The sequence below is a fragment of the Amycolatopsis pigmentata genome (assembly GCF_042684065.1).
Taxonomy (GTDB): Bacteria; Actinomycetota; Actinomycetes; order Mycobacteriales; family Pseudonocardiaceae; genus Amycolatopsis_E; species Amycolatopsis_E pigmentata.
Window position 1 is genome coordinate 722,451 of record NZ_JBHUKR010000004.1, and the last position, 14,927, is coordinate 737,377.

General features: G+C 63.2%; 18 protein-coding genes and 1 pseudogene. 7 read left to right on the forward strand and 12 right to left on the reverse strand.

Translation table 11 applies throughout. The features are described from left to right. The first annotated feature begins 169 nt into the window (after positions 1-169). The gene (locus tag ACFSXZ_RS05155; protein WP_378261748.1) at positions 170-850 is read left to right on the forward strand and encodes a hypothetical protein; all 681 of its coding nucleotides are present in this window, start codon (positions 170-172) and stop codon (positions 848-850) included. Between the two features lie 123 nt (positions 851-973). Next, positions 974-1,165 carry a hypothetical protein gene (locus tag ACFSXZ_RS05160; RefSeq protein WP_378261750.1) on the forward strand — a complete coding sequence of 64 codons (192 nt, stop codon included), beginning with the start codon at positions 974-976 and terminating at the stop codon, positions 1,163-1,165. An 87-nt stretch (positions 1,166-1,252) separates the two neighbouring features. Here ACFSXZ_RS05160 and ACFSXZ_RS05165 read toward each other — a convergent pair whose 3' ends face one another. Then, positions 1,253-1,699, reverse strand: coding sequence for a winged helix-turn-helix transcriptional regulator (locus ACFSXZ_RS05165; protein WP_378261752.1), 447 nt, complete (start codon positions 1,697-1,699; stop codon positions 1,253-1,255). 137 nt (positions 1,700-1,836) lie between these two features. Here ACFSXZ_RS05165 and ACFSXZ_RS05170 point away from each other — a divergent pair, with 137 nt between their 5' ends. After that, on the forward strand, positions 1,837-2,700 hold the full coding sequence (locus tag ACFSXZ_RS05170) for an aldo/keto reductase family oxidoreductase (protein ID WP_378261754.1): 864 nt from the start codon (positions 1,837-1,839) through the stop codon (positions 2,698-2,700). A gap of 22 nt (positions 2,701-2,722) precedes the next feature. On the opposite strand, the gene ACFSXZ_RS05175 is transcribed toward ACFSXZ_RS05170, so the two are convergent. The 7 genes from ACFSXZ_RS05175 to ACFSXZ_RS05205 form a co-directional block, all read right to left on the reverse strand. Next, entirely contained in the window at positions 2,723-3,595 is an 873-nt protein-coding gene (locus ACFSXZ_RS05175; RefSeq protein WP_378261756.1) for a LysR family transcriptional regulator, read from the reverse strand. A 271-nt stretch (positions 3,596-3,866) separates the two neighbouring features. Further along, a complete protein-coding gene (gene rdgB, locus ACFSXZ_RS05180) occupies positions 3,867-4,448 on the reverse strand; it encodes an RdgB/HAM1 family non-canonical purine NTP pyrophosphatase (RefSeq protein WP_378261758.1) in 582 nt (193 codons plus the stop codon). Then, positions 4,445-5,389, reverse strand: coding sequence for a hypothetical protein (locus ACFSXZ_RS05185; protein ID WP_378261760.1), 945 nt, complete (start codon positions 5,387-5,389; stop codon positions 4,445-4,447). Before ACFSXZ_RS05185 ends, rdgB begins: the two co-directional genes overlap by 4 nt. Beyond that, positions 5,356-5,874 (reverse strand): hypothetical protein, encoded by a 519-nt coding sequence (locus ACFSXZ_RS05190; RefSeq protein ID WP_378261762.1) that lies wholly within the window; start codon positions 5,872-5,874, stop codon positions 5,356-5,358. Before ACFSXZ_RS05190 ends, ACFSXZ_RS05185 begins: the two co-directional genes overlap by 34 nt. An 88-nt stretch (positions 5,875-5,962) precedes the next feature. Then, entirely contained in the window at positions 5,963-6,886 is a 924-nt protein-coding gene (locus ACFSXZ_RS05195; RefSeq protein ID WP_378261764.1) for a hypothetical protein, read from the reverse strand. A 29-nt stretch (positions 6,887-6,915) separates the two neighbouring features. Continuing rightward, complete coding sequence (locus tag ACFSXZ_RS05200) at positions 6,916-7,650, reverse strand: cytidylate kinase-like family protein (protein WP_378261766.1); 735 nt, start codon at positions 7,648-7,650, stop codon at positions 6,916-6,918. Between the two features lie 1,048 nt (positions 7,651-8,698). Then, positions 8,699-9,103 (reverse strand): recombinase family protein, encoded by a 405-nt coding sequence (locus ACFSXZ_RS05205; RefSeq protein WP_378261768.1) that lies wholly within the window; start codon positions 9,101-9,103, stop codon positions 8,699-8,701. Between the two features lie 216 nt (positions 9,104-9,319). Here ACFSXZ_RS05205 and ACFSXZ_RS05210 point away from each other — a divergent pair, with 216 nt between their 5' ends. Next, positions 9,320-10,609 carry a helix-turn-helix domain-containing protein gene (locus ACFSXZ_RS05210; protein WP_378261770.1) on the forward strand — a complete coding sequence of 430 codons (1,290 nt, stop codon included), beginning with the start codon at positions 9,320-9,322 and terminating at the stop codon, positions 10,607-10,609. Here ACFSXZ_RS05210 and ACFSXZ_RS05215 read toward each other — a convergent pair. Continuing rightward, a complete protein-coding gene (locus ACFSXZ_RS05215) occupies positions 10,599-11,315 on the reverse strand; it encodes a Type 1 glutamine amidotransferase-like domain-containing protein (RefSeq protein ID WP_378261772.1) in 717 nt (238 codons plus the stop codon). The two genes, ACFSXZ_RS05210 and ACFSXZ_RS05215, sit on opposite strands and share 11 nt — an antisense overlap. 416 nt (positions 11,316-11,731) lie before the next feature. On the opposite strand from ACFSXZ_RS05215, the gene ACFSXZ_RS05220 reads away from it, so the two are divergent. Together ACFSXZ_RS05220 and ACFSXZ_RS05225 are read left to right on the forward strand one after the other, a co-directional pair. Next, positions 11,732-12,121, forward strand: a complete 390-nt coding sequence (locus ACFSXZ_RS05220) for a hypothetical protein (RefSeq protein ID WP_378261774.1) — start codon at positions 11,732-11,734, stop codon at positions 12,119-12,121. Continuing rightward, positions 12,121-12,486 (forward strand): hypothetical protein, encoded by a 366-nt coding sequence (locus tag ACFSXZ_RS05225; RefSeq protein ID WP_378261776.1) that lies wholly within the window; start codon positions 12,121-12,123, stop codon positions 12,484-12,486. Before ACFSXZ_RS05220 ends, ACFSXZ_RS05225 begins: the two co-directional genes overlap by 1 nt. 216 nt (positions 12,487-12,702) lie before the next feature. On the opposite strand, the gene ACFSXZ_RS05230 is transcribed toward ACFSXZ_RS05225, so the two are convergent. The 3 genes and pseudogenes from ACFSXZ_RS05230 to ACFSXZ_RS05240 all read right to left on the reverse strand — a co-directional run bounded on the left by ACFSXZ_RS05230 (position 12,703) and on the right by ACFSXZ_RS05240 (position 13,738). Further along, complete coding sequence (locus tag ACFSXZ_RS05230; protein WP_378262767.1) at positions 12,703-13,062, reverse strand: recombinase zinc beta ribbon domain-containing protein; 360 nt, start codon at positions 13,060-13,062, stop codon at positions 12,703-12,705. 12 nt (positions 13,063-13,074) lie between these two features. Further along, positions 13,075-13,203, reverse strand: a pseudogene (locus tag ACFSXZ_RS05235) (hypothetical protein); the annotation flags it as partial. Between the two features lie 382 nt (positions 13,204-13,585). Beyond that, positions 13,586-13,738: a hypothetical protein gene (locus ACFSXZ_RS05240; RefSeq protein ID WP_378261778.1), complete on the reverse strand. Its 153-nt coding sequence runs from the start codon at positions 13,736-13,738 to the stop codon at positions 13,586-13,588. A gap of 360 nt (positions 13,739-14,098) precedes the next feature. Here ACFSXZ_RS05240 and ACFSXZ_RS05245 point away from each other — a divergent pair, with 360 nt between their 5' ends. After that, positions 14,099-14,902 carry an NADPH-dependent F420 reductase gene (locus ACFSXZ_RS05245; RefSeq protein ID WP_378261780.1) on the forward strand — a complete coding sequence of 268 codons (804 nt, stop codon included), beginning with the start codon at positions 14,099-14,101 and terminating at the stop codon, positions 14,900-14,902. Positions 14,903-14,927: the final 25 nt, after the last annotated feature.

Here is a 14,927-nt window from a genome sequence, read left to right on the forward strand (position 1 = left end):
TCTTTCCTTGCCGTGGGGGATCCGACGGTACGCGTCCGGTGGTGGTTCCGGCTCGGCGCTGCCTTCACGGGCAGCGGGGAACGCCCATTGCGCCCCATCGCGCGCGAATTCGCGCAAATTGCGCTCGATGGACGCACAACCCGGGGACCGGTCGATGCATAGTTCGTTCGTGCCCATCCCTGATGTTTCGATCGTCCTGCCCTGCGCCGGATTCGGAACGCGCTTCGGCGCGCCCTACGCGAAGGAGTTGCACTGTCTGGCGCCCGGGGTCACGGTGCTGGACCGCAGTCTGGAGGCCGTCGTCGAACTGGCCGAAAGCGGGCTCAACGTGCGTCTCGTCGTCGTGTTCAGAACCCACAAGCTGGACACCGTGGCCTATCTCGCGCGCTACGCCGGGACCTTCCAGATCGTCTTCGTCTACCAGGACGAATCGTTCGCATCGGGGCTCGACGGGGCCATCCGGTCGGCCCTGCCGATGACACAGGGACCGGTGGCCCTTGTCCTCCCTGACATCGTCGTCACCGGCACGGGCAGTCTTCTCACCGCGGTGCGGCAGCTGGGAAGGGCGGACTGGAGCGTCGTGGCCGCCGAAGAGCGGGATCCCGACGTGCTGCGGCAGATGGGCGCGCTGACCGTGGCCGAGAGGGACGGCGTCGCGAAGGTCGAGGCGGCCGCCGAAAAGCCGGCGGATCCCTCGGGCTTCAACGCGTTGTGGGGCATGGTGGCAGTCGCCGAAGAGGAGGCGCACCGGTTACCCGACGTGGTACGAAAAGAGGCGGACAGCCCACTGCCCGGCGCGGTTGCCCTCATGGTGGAGCGCATCGTCAACTACAACACGACCGCGGGCTGATTCCCCGGGGAACCGATTATGGCTGTTGCGAAACGTCTGCAGTGGATGCGGGATACTTGATCTGCTCGCGGAGGAGGTCGCCGTGGCCGGAGTGACGCGCGATCGCGAGGAGGTAGATGAACCGTGTTCTGCCACACCCGCGAGTCGTTCGCTGCCTGCGTCGAACGCGAGACCGCGGCTCGCCGTTCTCCGTTGCCGCACATGTGCGGTGAAGGCGTGCTGCTGGTCGACCGGGACGGCCTCGGACGACGAACCCCGCAGGAGGCGCACGCACGGCTTCAGGCAGGTCCACCGCCGCTGTCCGCACACGAGTGAGCCGGCGGCCGGATGCTTACGGGCTATCGGCGAGCGGGCATCCACACAGGAACCCCGCCGTTCATAATCAGGACAGCCGCCCACCGTTCAGGTGCCGATGTGATCGTCGTTCGTCGCACGGTTGGCGAGTACCTCGTCCATATGCGTTTCGGCCCAGGTTTTGAGGCCTCGCATCGTGTGGTGCAGGGACAGCCCGAGGTCGGTCAGCTCGTAAGAGACCGTGACGGGCACCGTGGGCGTCGCGGTGCGCGTGAGGAGGCCGTCCCGCTCCAGGGACCGCAGTGTCTGCGTAAGCATCTTCTGGCTGACACCGGCCAGCAGACGCGACAGCTCCGAGTACCGCATCGCCCGAGGCTCACCGGTGCAGTCGTCACCCGGCCGAGGCGAACCGCCACCACCGAGCGCGGCGAGGATCAGCGTGACCCACTTGCCCGAGATCCGCTCGAGCAACTTGTGACTGGGACACACCGCCAGGAAAGCGTTGTAGTCCGCCTTGGTCTCCGCCCTCTTCCGGGCCGCCGTCCTCGTGGCCATCGACCGGCTCCTCCCCGTGGGTGTGTTACGCACTTTGAAGTGCCTACTTCCCGATGGAACGTTACCAGCCAATACTGAAGCAAGGTGCCGTTCGGCACCAGCACCGGTAAACCCTGAAAGGCCGAAGGTTGAGCACGTTGTCCCCATCCCTTCCCGGCGGCACCTGGACCCTGGGCGACCTCACGGTCACCCGGTTCGGCTACGGCGCCATGCAACTGGCCGGCCCCTGGGTCATGGGCCCACCCGCCGACCACGACGGCGCACTGGCCGTCCTGCGCGAGGCCGTCGAGCTCGGCATCACCCACATCGACACCGCCGACGCCTACGGCCCCCGCATCACCAACCAGCTGATCCGCGAAGCGCTGCACCCCTATCCCGAATCCCTGCGCATCGCGACCAAAGTCGGCGCGATCCGCGACGAGCGGGGCGGCTGGCCCCCCGCCCGCAGGCCCGATGACCTGCGCCGGGCCGTTCACGAAAACCTGGAAACCCTCGGACTCGAGGTGCTCGACCTGGTCAACCTCCGCCTCGGCAATGCCGAAGGCCCCCAACCCGAACCGGTCGCCGAGGCGTTCGAAACCCTCGTCGACCTTCAGCGCCAAGGCCTGATCCGCCACCTCGGAGTCAGCAACGCCACACCGGAGCAGATCACCGAGGCACAAGCCATCGCACCGATCGTCTGCGTGCAGAACATGTACAACCTCGCCCACCGCCACGACGACGAACTCATCGACGAACTCGCCGAGAAGAACATCGCCTACGTGCCCTTCTTCCCGCTCGGCGGCTTCACCCCGCTCCAGTCCTCGGCACTGTCGGCCGTCGCCGCCCGCCTGGACACGACACCGATGTCCGTCGCCCTGGCCTGGCTGCTCCAGCGGTCCCCCAACATCCTGCTCATCCCCGGCACCTCATCGACCGCGCACCTGCGCGAAAACATCGCCGGCGCGGGACTCTCACTCGGCGACGAGGATCTGGCCGAACTGGACAAAATCGCCGGCTAACGAGATGTCCCGCGCCCGGCCCTCAGTCCGCGAGTGCGGCCGCATAGGAGGCCGCACACGGTCCCGGTGTGGCAAGTGAGGTGACAACGTGGCCGTCGATGGTGACCGGCGGGTCGAGCGGTAGGTGGACTACCCGCTCGGACCGGGATCCCGAAAGCTGCTCGGCCGGCATCAGCGTCCAGCCACCGGGATCCCGGGCCACTTCGAACAGCACGTTGAGCAGGTCCCCGGCAGGCCGCCGCCGTGGCGCCACGGTCAGGGTGGCGAGAATCGCGTCGTACATCGCCGGATCACTTTCGCGGGCGGGCAGCCGCAGGCCGTGCGGATCGAGGTCGTGCGGGCTGATCGCGGGTTTGCCGGCGGCGAGGTGTTCGCGGGAAACCACCGCGTGCAAGGGCTCCGACCACGCTCTTACCACCCTCATCCCGGTCGGCGTGACCGCACCGCGGACCAGCGCCAGGTCAAGTTCACCGTTACGCACGGCGTCCAGACGCGCGGCCACCGGAAGGTCGACCAGTTCCGGCTCGACGGGGCGTTCCCCTTCGCGCAGGCGAGCCAGCGCGCGGTCGAGCCGCTCGGTGACGCAGGACGCCACACCGATCCGCAGCACCGTCGCACGATCCCCCGCCACCACCCGCACCCGGGCCGCCGCGGCGAGGGTGTCCCGGGCCGCGGCGAGCACGCGCTCGCCGGCCGGAGTGAGCCCCACCCTGCGGGAGGTCCGGTCGAGCAGCCGCACGCCGAGCTCACGCTCGAGCCGGCTGATCTGCTGGCTCACCGCCGACTGCACGATCCGCAGCCGTTCCGCGGCGCGGCCGAAGTGCAGTTCCTCGGCGACAACCACGAATTTTCTAATGCGCTCTAGATCCAGCGCTGGCCTGCTCAGATCCGTCATGTCTCCTCCCAGGTCCGTCCCAGTCAACCGACAGAAGGGAAAAACGGTCACTCGGACAGGGGTCCGCCCCACCTACATTCTGCCGTGTCGGCCCGTTGGCCAGTCGAGCACTATGCCCGGACGCCGTACGGCGAGGCGGTCCACACCAAGGCTGTACCCGGTTGACGTCAAGGCGAGGGCGGGGCGCGCGCTCAGATCGTCGGAGAACCGGTGTCGCTGCTGTCGGCTCGTGACGGGCGGACCGACAGCAGCGCCCTGCTGAGGCGGGTTGTCAGCGGTTGGAGATGCCGACGCCCTTTTGTAGTTCCTCGACCGCCAACCGTCGATGTGAGATCGCGTTCTTCTGCTCGCTCGACATCTCGGCAAAGGTGAGATCCGTACCGGCAGGTACGAAAATCGAGTCGTAGCCGAACCCGCCGTCACCGCGCCGCTCGGTAGTCAGCGTTCCCTCCAACGTGCCGGTGAAGACGCGGACGCCATTGGTGTCCGCGTAGCCGAGTGCCGTCGTGACTGTGGCGCTGCGGTCGGCGACTTCTGAGGCCATATCGAGGATGCCCTGAGCGCCCACCGAGGAAAGGAACCATGCGACCAACGCGCCGGGCAGACCGTTCCAGGCATTGAGGACAAGGCCAGTGTCGTCGACCAAGACAGGGCGTTGCAGTTTCGAGTACGCATCCTCGACTTTCCGTTTCACGACTTCCACGACATCGAGAGACTGAATTTCGATGAGGTCTTCCTTGAGTGCGCTGACCTCAATACCGAGTAGGGCAGCGTACTCGCGAGCCTTGCCTTCGTTGCCTGTGATCAGCGAGATACGGTCTATCACTGAAATCCTTCCAAGGTTGGGGTTCACTCTTCGATCCTCAGCCAGTGCCGAGTAAAATTTGTCAAACGTACAACAGTATTGCCGTCAACGGTGACGACGCTACCACACACCGTTATCGTGTCTTCGTTGCGCACCGGGGTACTGAACTTCCACCATAGGATGTACACATCCATGCTCCCGCCCTCGGTTATCACGCTGAACTTTCTCGGGAAGAGATTACTTCCATCGGCCTCGCTTACTCGACCGGACACCACCACGTCATGAGAGTCCTCTCCCAACGGTGTCACCAGTTCGAGGGGAACCGTGAGTGCGGGATCGCGTAACCGAATGGTGGTCACTACTCGCTCGGAAAGTTGAAGACTGGTCCATCGTCGCGCAACGATGGACCGGATCGAGTTGTTTTTGTTCCGAAAGACCTTCTGGTACCGCGCATACTGGCGGAGCTGCCTTTCCGTTGTTATTTCAGTAAATCCGAGCTTCTCTCGAATCGTCGAAATCTGCTGTCGGAGCACTTCTACGTTCGCGATTCCTTGTATGACAAAATCGACATCCTTGCGGACCTCACCGCCGGACGTCAGGTGCAGCCCGAACATCGCGGAACCAAAAATACCTACCGACTCGCGGCCAAAGATGCGGACAAGTTCCGCGTAAAGGTCGAACCATATCGTTGACGCGAAGGTGGCACTTTCCATCCTGGCTGACTCTATAGGGTCATGATGCTCGCGGATTTCCTTAACGGAAACGAGTTCGTAGGCGTCCAGGACATCGACCGGCAAATCATCATCCTCGATGAAGTTCTTCCTGTACCTCCGGCCTCGATATACTCTGTCGCCCTCGCTACTGGGCGAGTAAACGTTGTAACCGAGGAAGCGTGTCCGACTATCCAGGTTTCCAACGACGCGGTATATCCGGCCATCGTTCATCACGACGTGGTCTAGATCGAGTAATGCGATTTCGCCGAATCCCATTGACTTCTCCATTCATCGGCCACGGCGACACGAATACCATGAGCATGGGCGTCGGAAATTAAAAAGTCTTGTATCGTGAGCATCGCTGGAATACTCTCCCGCCACTTCTTGCGGTCTCCTCCCGGCGCGCGCTCCGCTTCCTTGCTATTGATAAGTTTGCGCAACTCATCGGCAGTGCTGACGGTAAGCAATGTCGGCTGCACATCGGTGTCGACGTTCTCAGCGCGAATGTCGTCTATTATGCCGCTGTGAAAGTGCGCTCCCTCAACCATGGCATCAAACCCGTCGCGACCCAGCTTCCCGATGACAATCCTTACTCCGCGCGCTACCGCATTGGCATGCTCCACAAAACCCGCTACCACGTTTTCTTCGGTCGGCGATCCGTGAAGCTCCCAGGCGTTATGGCTGACTTTGTGGAGCGCTGGCACCTGCTCCGGAGTAACGAACCCCCTTTGCATCTCCCTGATGTAGTCGGTATGAATCACGGTCCTTATGTTGTGATGGTATGCGAACGCAACAGCGGTTGTTGACTTTCCTACGCACGGCACTCCATAGAGGACGTGAAGCGTCATGTTACGATTCGTCATATCGGAATTTCCTGCTGTAGGCGACTACTGAGTCGCGCTCTTCGTCCGTGAGCCGCGCAAGGCGGATTTCGCGCTCGATGTTCGTACCGAACAGCACTGGATCATCGGTATTGATGGAAACCGGGATGCCGAGCCGAAGAGCACGCCTTGCTGGACTCTCGCATTTCCAATTCACCACACCCAGCACGGTATTACTGGTAGGGCACATGTCCAGGCAAATCCCGTGAGACTTCACAATGTCGATCAAGGCTGGATCCTGGAGAAGAAGCACGCCGTGACCGATGCGATCGGGCACGATGTTCGCCAGGACGTACCGCGAAACGTCATTGTCGAACAATTCGCCGAGGTGGATATTGACTCCAAGGCCGCTACTTTGAAGACCTCGAATGAGGTGAAGATAACGGTTGAATTTAGGCAGATCGCCAGGCAGGAAGTTGAGGTCAATACCTGCAATCCTGTCCGCCACTTCTCCGTCGGAGAGCACATCGAATATTGCGTCGAGTTGCTCCTCGGACTTCGTCATATTGATCCCGGCGAGGAAGGATACCGTTAGGCCATCGTATCGGCTCAACTCTTCGCGAAAGATTGTGAGACCGTCTGCGGCGCTGCGCATCCATCTCCATCGCCCTGTTGATGGCCCGACACGCAAGTCAATGTGTTCAACGCGAGAGGCCCTTGCGTCATCCAGCAGGCGCCGAATGATCTGGCGGAATGTTCCTTCACCGAATATATCTTCACCCTCGGTGAGGCTTAGCACTTGCTGCCAGAGCAATGTGAGTCTTTCGGCTGGTGTAGCACACCGATATGAGCGCGAATCGTATATTGCTCGCACGCATTGAAGCCTGCCCGGCTTGACGAGCGCCAACGCCCTGAGTGCAGACTCGAAGTGACAATGAAGCAGGCTATACACTGCACCTCCTGCGTTCCGGTACTCTACCTTTAGGGTTCGCGAGAATTGCTTAGCTCGTGGCCGTTGTCCCAAAAAGAATCGATCGAGGCCGTTATGCGCTGAACGGCTTGCGGGTTGACCTGTTGGAGGATTCGGGCGCTGGATTCGTTCGCCCTCATGACGCATACTGCTGCTGCGTAGACGATGGGCGCGAATGACTGGATTCCCGAATTTGCAGCCGCCGCCGTGGCGACCGGTATTAGGTGACTGTTGCAGAGGACTGCGTTATAGCGGTCCCTATCGGTGAACAGGTCGAAATCGTGTCGCGTTCGGAACATGGTACGGTTAAATTCGTCTTTCTCCTGAATCAACTTCTTTGCGGTGTCGGGAGATATCCGCTTGCGTCCACGCGATACAACGCATTTCCGGACCCGCGATTCGAGATCAGACTCTATCCAAATGCGCACCATTGGATCGTCGCCGATCCATGCGAGTGCCCAGGTGTCAAATACCGTCCTTTGTCGCGTGCGACTCAAGGACACGAGACGTTCCTCAAGTTCAGCATCGATGGCACCGGTCCCTCGGACAGATTGGATCTCCTCAAGGCGCGTGAACCAGACTTGATCGCTGGCGTCTTCGATACCTAAGATCTCCAGCAGGATTTCGGTAGCTGACACGTAGTCGTAGCCAAGTTCTGCTGCCAGTCGCTTTGCATGCGTCGTCTTTCCGGCGGCGGTTAGTCCGGCAAAGGCAATATTCGGAGCGGACTCCATGGAAACCGACATACCCCCGTTGCTTTGTCGCGTATTTGTTAGCGGCTCGGCCTGGTTTGGCTGGCACGGCGCCAGTCCAGTTCCGCTTTATGTGACTGCGCATACTCGGCAGGCGACGCGGATAGCTCGCCTGTACCGTGCGCCAGAACCAATTTTTTCCTCATTTTCGAATGCTGCAAGTAGGGCCGCGGCCTGGGAGATTCAGCCGACGACTCCTGCTCGTCCCAATCCCGTTCGGGCCATACCCACCCCAGTGGCAGACCGGCCAGCCCTGCGAGTCGCCGCGTGTACGGTCGGAGGTTGTCAGTTTGCTCAGCCCGTTGCCGCATGACCCGCGCTGCGATCGCTTCCACCGACTGTTCGCCGTTTCGCAACCTGGCGACCGTCCGCCGCTGGTGTATGACCAGTCCGCCTACCCACACCAGAGGCAGCCCGAGAAACACAGCAGCCAGCAACAGCCAATGGGTCACAGGGGCGAACACGGGCCTGTCACTCTCTCCGCATGCGGCGACCCGCCCACGTCAGCGAACGGGCCATGTTCGACGGCGTGTTTATGCAGCAGCTCGCTCAGCGAACTCAGCAACTCCGCGAACTCGTGCTGTCTCTCCGCTGAGAGCCGTCCCGCGAACAACCCAGCGGCCACAGCTTCCGTGTGACCGTTGACTGCCCGCATTGCCTTGACGAGTTCGACCGTTTCAGGCGTGCCCTCGGCCGTTGCGTCCGTCAGCCTGGCCTGCAATCGCTGACCGAATCCGCTCAGGCGTTCTCCGAGACGCGCTTCCTCTCCGGCCAGTGTGGGTATCCCCGGCCTTGTTGATCCGAGACCACCGCATCAGCGACAAAGGAAGTGGTATCGCGAGCGAGGACAGCCAGCTCGGCAATGAGTTCCAGTTCGTCTTGTTTCACGATCCCCGCCCCCGTTCGTGAGGCCGTCCGGTCACAGTTGGGTGGTGTTTCTTTGGCAGGTCAGCATCCTGAAATGCTGGTATGACCACGAAAAAACCCACGAGAATAAGGGTGAGTACCGAGCCCGCCACTTCTCCGAGATCGACCATGAGGCTCAACATGCGCTCCTCCTGATCTTTGGCTTGTGACCGTTGATTTCGTCTGTGGTGACGAGTTGACCACCCGCGACCCGGATAGATTGTTCGAGGCTTTTACGGACCAGTTCATCGCGAGATAGGTGCTCCTTCTCCGGTACCAGCACCACAACTGACCCGCTCTCGTCCGCGCTGACGGCGTCGAACAGCCCGGTGAATCCAGCGCGGGCCAGTTCGGTGTGCTGTACTTCGCGGTCGCAAAACACCGTCACCAGTCGGTAACCCCGCTGCTGGCAGTAGGTGCCGAGACGCGACCGAAGTCGTGAGATCTCAGCTTCGTCAGGTTCAGCCATTCGGAGGTAGCCATACGCCACGGAACCTGGCTTCGGTCCCTTCGTCTCCTGCTCCGTCAACCGGATGCTCATATCGTCCCGCCCGCTCGTGTCTCGTCGCTATTTGGAACGGCACCCGGCGCTGAGGATTAATGCACCACGAGCGGGAATGGACAGAGTGCAAACGCTCATGGTCCTATCCGGAACGGTCGGTCACCCAGCGCCGGGTACCTGAAAACAGGTTCCTGTGTTTGACTGTTCGGGTCGAGTTGTCCGGACCGGTTGTGAAGAGCTGTCAAGGGGTTTGAGATGCCGGGTGACCTGGGGTTAGGCACCGTCTTGCGTGAGCTGCGTACGGCGCGCAAGCTCACGCTGGCCGCCGTTGCCCGTCGGGTAGGTTGTGCTGAATCCCTGATCTCGTACGTGGAGACAGGGAACCGCCAGTTGTACCCCTGGCTGGCAGAGCGGTTGGATAGCGTCTACGAAACGGGTGGCACCATTGCGGCCTTACTTCGGGGCACGCGTGAACCGGTAGCAAGCGGGGTAACCGCCACGGATGACCTGCTCGTGGTGCAGTTGCCGGGAGGAGGTGTCGCGGTGCCGATTTCACGTCGTGCGCTACTGGCCGGCCTGGGGATCGGTGCGCTCAGCAGCGCAGTGTCATCGCCCCTTGAACAGGCGATGCGTAACGTGGACCCGGGTTCCGAGACGCTGGCGCGTTTCCAGAGGGCTTTCGAGGGGTTCCAGGCTGCCGCACGAGTGTTGCCGCCCTCACGGCTTATCGACGGCGTGACCGGCGAGGTCGCAGTTCTGGACGCCCTACGTCGTCGGTTGACCCACCGCGATCAGCGCCCGTACACGGTCATGCAGGCCCGCTATGCGGAGTGCTTGAGCTGGCTCTGTGAAGAAGCGGGGGACGCTGAAGGCGCCCTGTACTGGACTGACCGAGCAGCCGAGTGGGCGCAAATGATCGCCTGGACACCAATGGTCGCCTACACCTTCGTGCGTCGCTCCATGATGGCCATCAGCTTCACCAGCGACGGCCGTAGCGCGGTCGACAACGCCGAGCACGCCTTGTATCTGCCGGATGCGCCGCCCCGCGTCAAAGGGTTGGCGGCCAAGCAAATGGCGTTCGGGTATGCCTTGGCCAGGCAACGCGACGCGAGCGCTCGCGCTCTCGACGAGGCGATGTCGCTGTTGAGCGCGCCAACTCGCGAGGACGAGGCCGCTCTCGGGCAACGCAGTGTCGTCAGCGACGACCTCTACACCATCTTCCAGACCACCTGCGAAATCTATCTGGGTCGCAGTCAGCAGCCGATTGTTACGCTGGAACCACGCCTGAACAAGCTGGCCAAGGCGTCATTGCGGACAGCGACCATTACCCGCGCCAAGCTCGCCCGCGCCTATGCCAATGCTGGCCAGCCAGCGGACGCCTGCCGTCTGACCTTGGACGCGTTGGAGTCGGTGAGGGCGGTCGGCTCGCTGTCCGCCTACGCCGAGTTGCGCCGAACGCTGCCTGTCCTCGACTACTGGCGTAGCCGAGCCGATGTGCGGGAAGTAATCCACGCTGTCAGGAGTGCACCACCATTCAGCGCTTGAGCCGTCGCGGTTCGATCACCGCTTCGCGGGCGGTGCCGTCCGGTTGTCGTTCGAGCCAGTAAGCCTTCGCTCCCGAGCGATCGGCTACCGCCTCGATGAACTCCGTGTCTCGGAAGTACAGCCCCGCTCCGGCGTCGGTGGCATAGCCGTCCGGTAACTCGCCCCGGGCGATCAGCCCGAGGTGCAGTTCGCGCCGGTCCGCGTAGTGCACCGCATTGGAGTACGGCAGGAAGCGGAGACCGTCATCGAGGCACCGCACCGGACCGAACGAGTCCGTCGTCCCGCCGCTGTGCCAGCACAAGGATCCGGCCGACTCACCGCCGAGCACGACGCCGGCCTGCCAGCACTCACGCATGACGCGGTCGAGTTCGTGCACCCGCCACACCGCCAGCAGGTTGGCAAGACTGCCTCGATCCACCCAAACCACGTCCTGGTCAAGCAGATGCTCGCGGATGTCCTCGACGTTGGGCTTGTCGAACAGCGCCAGATGCGACGGGCGCACGTCAGTATCGGCGAACGCGGCATAGAAGTGGTCGACGCTTTGCTGCCGGTCGCCTGTTCCGGTCGAAACGAAGCATGCCTTCGGGTGCGCTGGGCTTCCAGCGAGTTCGAACGCGAACCGGAAGATCGGTCCCGGCTCCCACGGGTCACGCGCACGGTTGAAACCCATCGAAGCTGCCAGAATGGTCGGTGCGTCTGCGGGCACGACTCACATGATGACACGAACAACTACCCCGAAGGACATCACGCGGAGCACGAGCTATGAGCTCAGCGACCACTCGACCCGGTGATGTCAAGGGGACACCGTTTGCAGATTTTGTGGTCAACGTCACATTGACTTGCCTTGAGCGGTGTTGTCGCGCTCTCTTCGAGGGTCTAGAGCTGGATGGTTTACCCGGTGGGCGCCGTGAGTGGGAAGGGAGGGTGTGCGGGGCCTGCGGGTGGGTTGTTGGTTCTGGGTTCCACTGGTTGTACCGGCTCGCGATGATCCTTGAGAGGCCGCGAGTGTCTGAGTCCCGGTGGCCCGCAACGGTGGCGGAGTCTTACCCCTGTTGCTGATTGGTTCGCTGGCCAGTTTCCGGCGATTTTCCTTGTGTCACAACTGAATCCCGGTGCGGACGAGTGTCTTCGCTGATTTCTTGTGCGGCCGGTTGTGTGGCTTTTTTCGACGATGAGGCCGGGGTGTCGATCATGTTCGATTCGTGGGAGCGCATCCACGGTGAGGCGGTCGTGCCTTGCCCAGACAACGAAAAGGATCTTCTCATGCCTGAGACCACAGGTGAGGACTACGACAACCAGGACGGCGACGGCTGGGCCGAGGGTGGGGAAATGGAGGATTTCGAGCACCTGCCTTACCCGGCGGTGTGGAACGACGACACCGATGACGAGGTGATTCACGCGGCGTTGGCGTGGCAGCGCGCGGTGGAGTTGCTGACGGAGCAGGGGTACGCGCCGCAGGAGTGTGAGGCGGACGCCGTTGTGCGAAGGTGTCGCGCCGGGCGCGGGCGCTGATGGACCGTATCGAGCGGGAAGAGGCCGCGTACGCCGAGCTGGCGAACGACGAGTCGTTGTGCGAGTGGCCCTGGGGCCGGTTGTGCCCGGAGCACGGGAACACGCTGTCCCACACGCGTCGCGGTACGACGTGTCGGCATGAGGGGTGTGAGCGGCGGTGGCCGGGCAGCCATTGGAAGGGGCACTGTGACCTTCCGGCGGCGGTGATCACGCACAGCACGGTGAAGAAGAGCGGGCAGTGGAGGTTGTGCGCCGGGCACCGTCGCATGTTCCCCGCCGGGACGCTCGCGCGAATCTTGCCGACCGCCACGGGCGAGCCCGGTACCGATCCCGCCGGGATCGGGCTGCCGGACGGTAGCGCGTAGACAGGCGGGTCCACTGTGGTCTCGGGCGGGCCGCGCCGTTGGGGTCGGCCCGCCCGGGCCGGGGGATGTTATCACTCGGAAACGTTCAGGAGACAAGGAGTTAAGGTCATGTTCAGGCGTGGTTACACCGAGTTGGATGTGCGGTTGGATGCGGCGTTCCCGTCCGGGTTCGCGCCGGAGGAGCACATGCCGCGCGAGATCCGGCGGGCGGAACGGTTACGGGAACGGGAGTTCGGTTTTGCGCTGGAGGAGGCGATGCTCCGGCACGGCGCGCGGGTGGAGACGGTGGCGCAACTGAATCTTCTGCTGCTCCGCGATCACCAGCGCCTTCACATAGGCGTCAATCGGTGCGGCCACCCGCGCGATACCGCCGCACCCACCCTGCCCTTTCCCCGGGCACCGGTAGATCTCCACCAAATTACCGGACCGGGGATCACGCCGACGCGAGCCCACCATACGGGCGTTGCATTTCCCGCACCGCACGAACGGCGACAACAGGTGATTGGTGCGGTAGCCGCGCCACTTACCGCCCACCCGGGAATGCTCGGACTGGTCGACCGGCGCCCACGCGCGCACGACTTCCGCATACTCATCATCGGTCAGGACCGGCTCCCAACTACCCCGAACGGGATTTCCGGCGTCATCCTTCAGGACTTCACCGCGATAGACCGCCATTCCACACATACGGGGCCGGAGAAACATATTCCGGAGCGTGGCCGCCCGCCACGCCCACCCGTCACCGTCGGGATTCCACGATCATTCCACTCACGGGCAAGCGTCAGCGGGCTCACCCCCGCAAGGATACGCGGAAGCGCCTTACGGATATGTGCCGACTCCCGCTTGTTCAGCGTGGGCCGATCCTTGCGCCACCCGAACGCGCGATTGGGACCGCCGTGATTCTTTCCGGCGCTCGCCGCGCGCCGTTTCCCGTCGATGACACGACGTGACGTATTCCGCGATTCGGCGTTGCGCTGATTGACCAGGTTCCGGGCGGCCGAGATCCCCGCATCGGTGGACAGGTCAATGTTTGCCCGTCATGCTGACCACATACACGCCGTACAGTTCCACGGCGTCGATCAGGTCTTCCAGAATACGCGGGTCACGGGTCCGCCCGGTCGATATCCACCACCGCCAACGCGTTGCACTCACCCCGCCGCAACGCGGTCAGAATGGCCTCCCAATCAGGCCGCACCACCCGATAGCCGTAGGTGCCATCCGGCAACATCACCCGCCGCCGCTTGAACGAGGACACGTTCGGCTCCGGTACCTCCCGATCAACTCGGCCCCCGACCTTCCCCACGAACACACGAAGGTCACTGAGCTGATAATCGACCTGACCCTCACCCACCCGGCGTGTCCCGCCCCGCCGACACCCGCGACTCACGGGCCAACAACACCCAAACTAGCTGGTCAGGGTCACGCTCGATCAGCGTCCGACCCCGCTCACGAAGTGGCTGCGTAGCTCCCATGCCACCAAGTGTGCATCAAAAGCGCCTTGGCCACGGTCACGAAGTATTCCAGGGCTCTCAGCTCCACCCTTCCAGATCTATCACAGGATGTGATCGCTGCTGTTCGCCTCTGCTCATTGTTCGCGCAGCTCGGCTCCGCTGCGATGAAGGCAGACCCAGCAAAGCCGGATGCGGCGCCGCGTGGGCGAACCCGGACAGGAGAGACAGAAGTGAGCACATCGACACTCGGGATCATCGGCACCGGAACGGTCGGCGCGGGAGCCGCCCGCCTCGCGGTCCACGCCGGCCTCGACGTGATCCTGAGCAACTCGCACGGACCGGAGACGCTGACCGACTTCGTCGCCGAGCTCGGCTCGCGGGCCCGTGCGGCCACTCCGGCCGAGACGGCGCGCGACGCCGACCTGGTCATCGCCGCCGTACCACTGGCCGCCCACCAGGCGCTGCCCCAGACGGAACTCGCCGGCAAGATCGTGATCGACCCGATGAACTACGCACCCAACGCCCAATGGCGAGTCGCCGAACTCGACAACGACGAACTGACCTCCAGCCAACTGGTGCAACGCCACCTCACCGGCGCCCAGGTGGTGAAGGCGTTACATTGCATCGGTCCCAGGCAACTGCTGGACCTGTTCCGCCCCGCGGGCGCCCCTGACCGCACCGCCCTGCCGCTGTCCGGCGACGACCCGGCCGCCAAAAAAGAGGTCACCGACCTCTTGGACGTCCTCGGCTTCGACGCGGTGGATCTCGGCACGCTGGCGGAAAGCTGGCTCAGCGAACCCAACACCCCGCTCTATGCCCTGCCGTATGTGGGAGAACCGCCATCCGGCCTCACCGTCCTGGAGCTCGTCGCCTGGGTCCAGGCGGCGCCCGGCGTCCCCGTTTCCGCCGCCCGCGTCAAGGAACTGGCCGCCGCCACGGTACGCGGGCCCGCCGGTTTCCGGATGTAGCGGACCTTTGGTGCCCAACGCGACG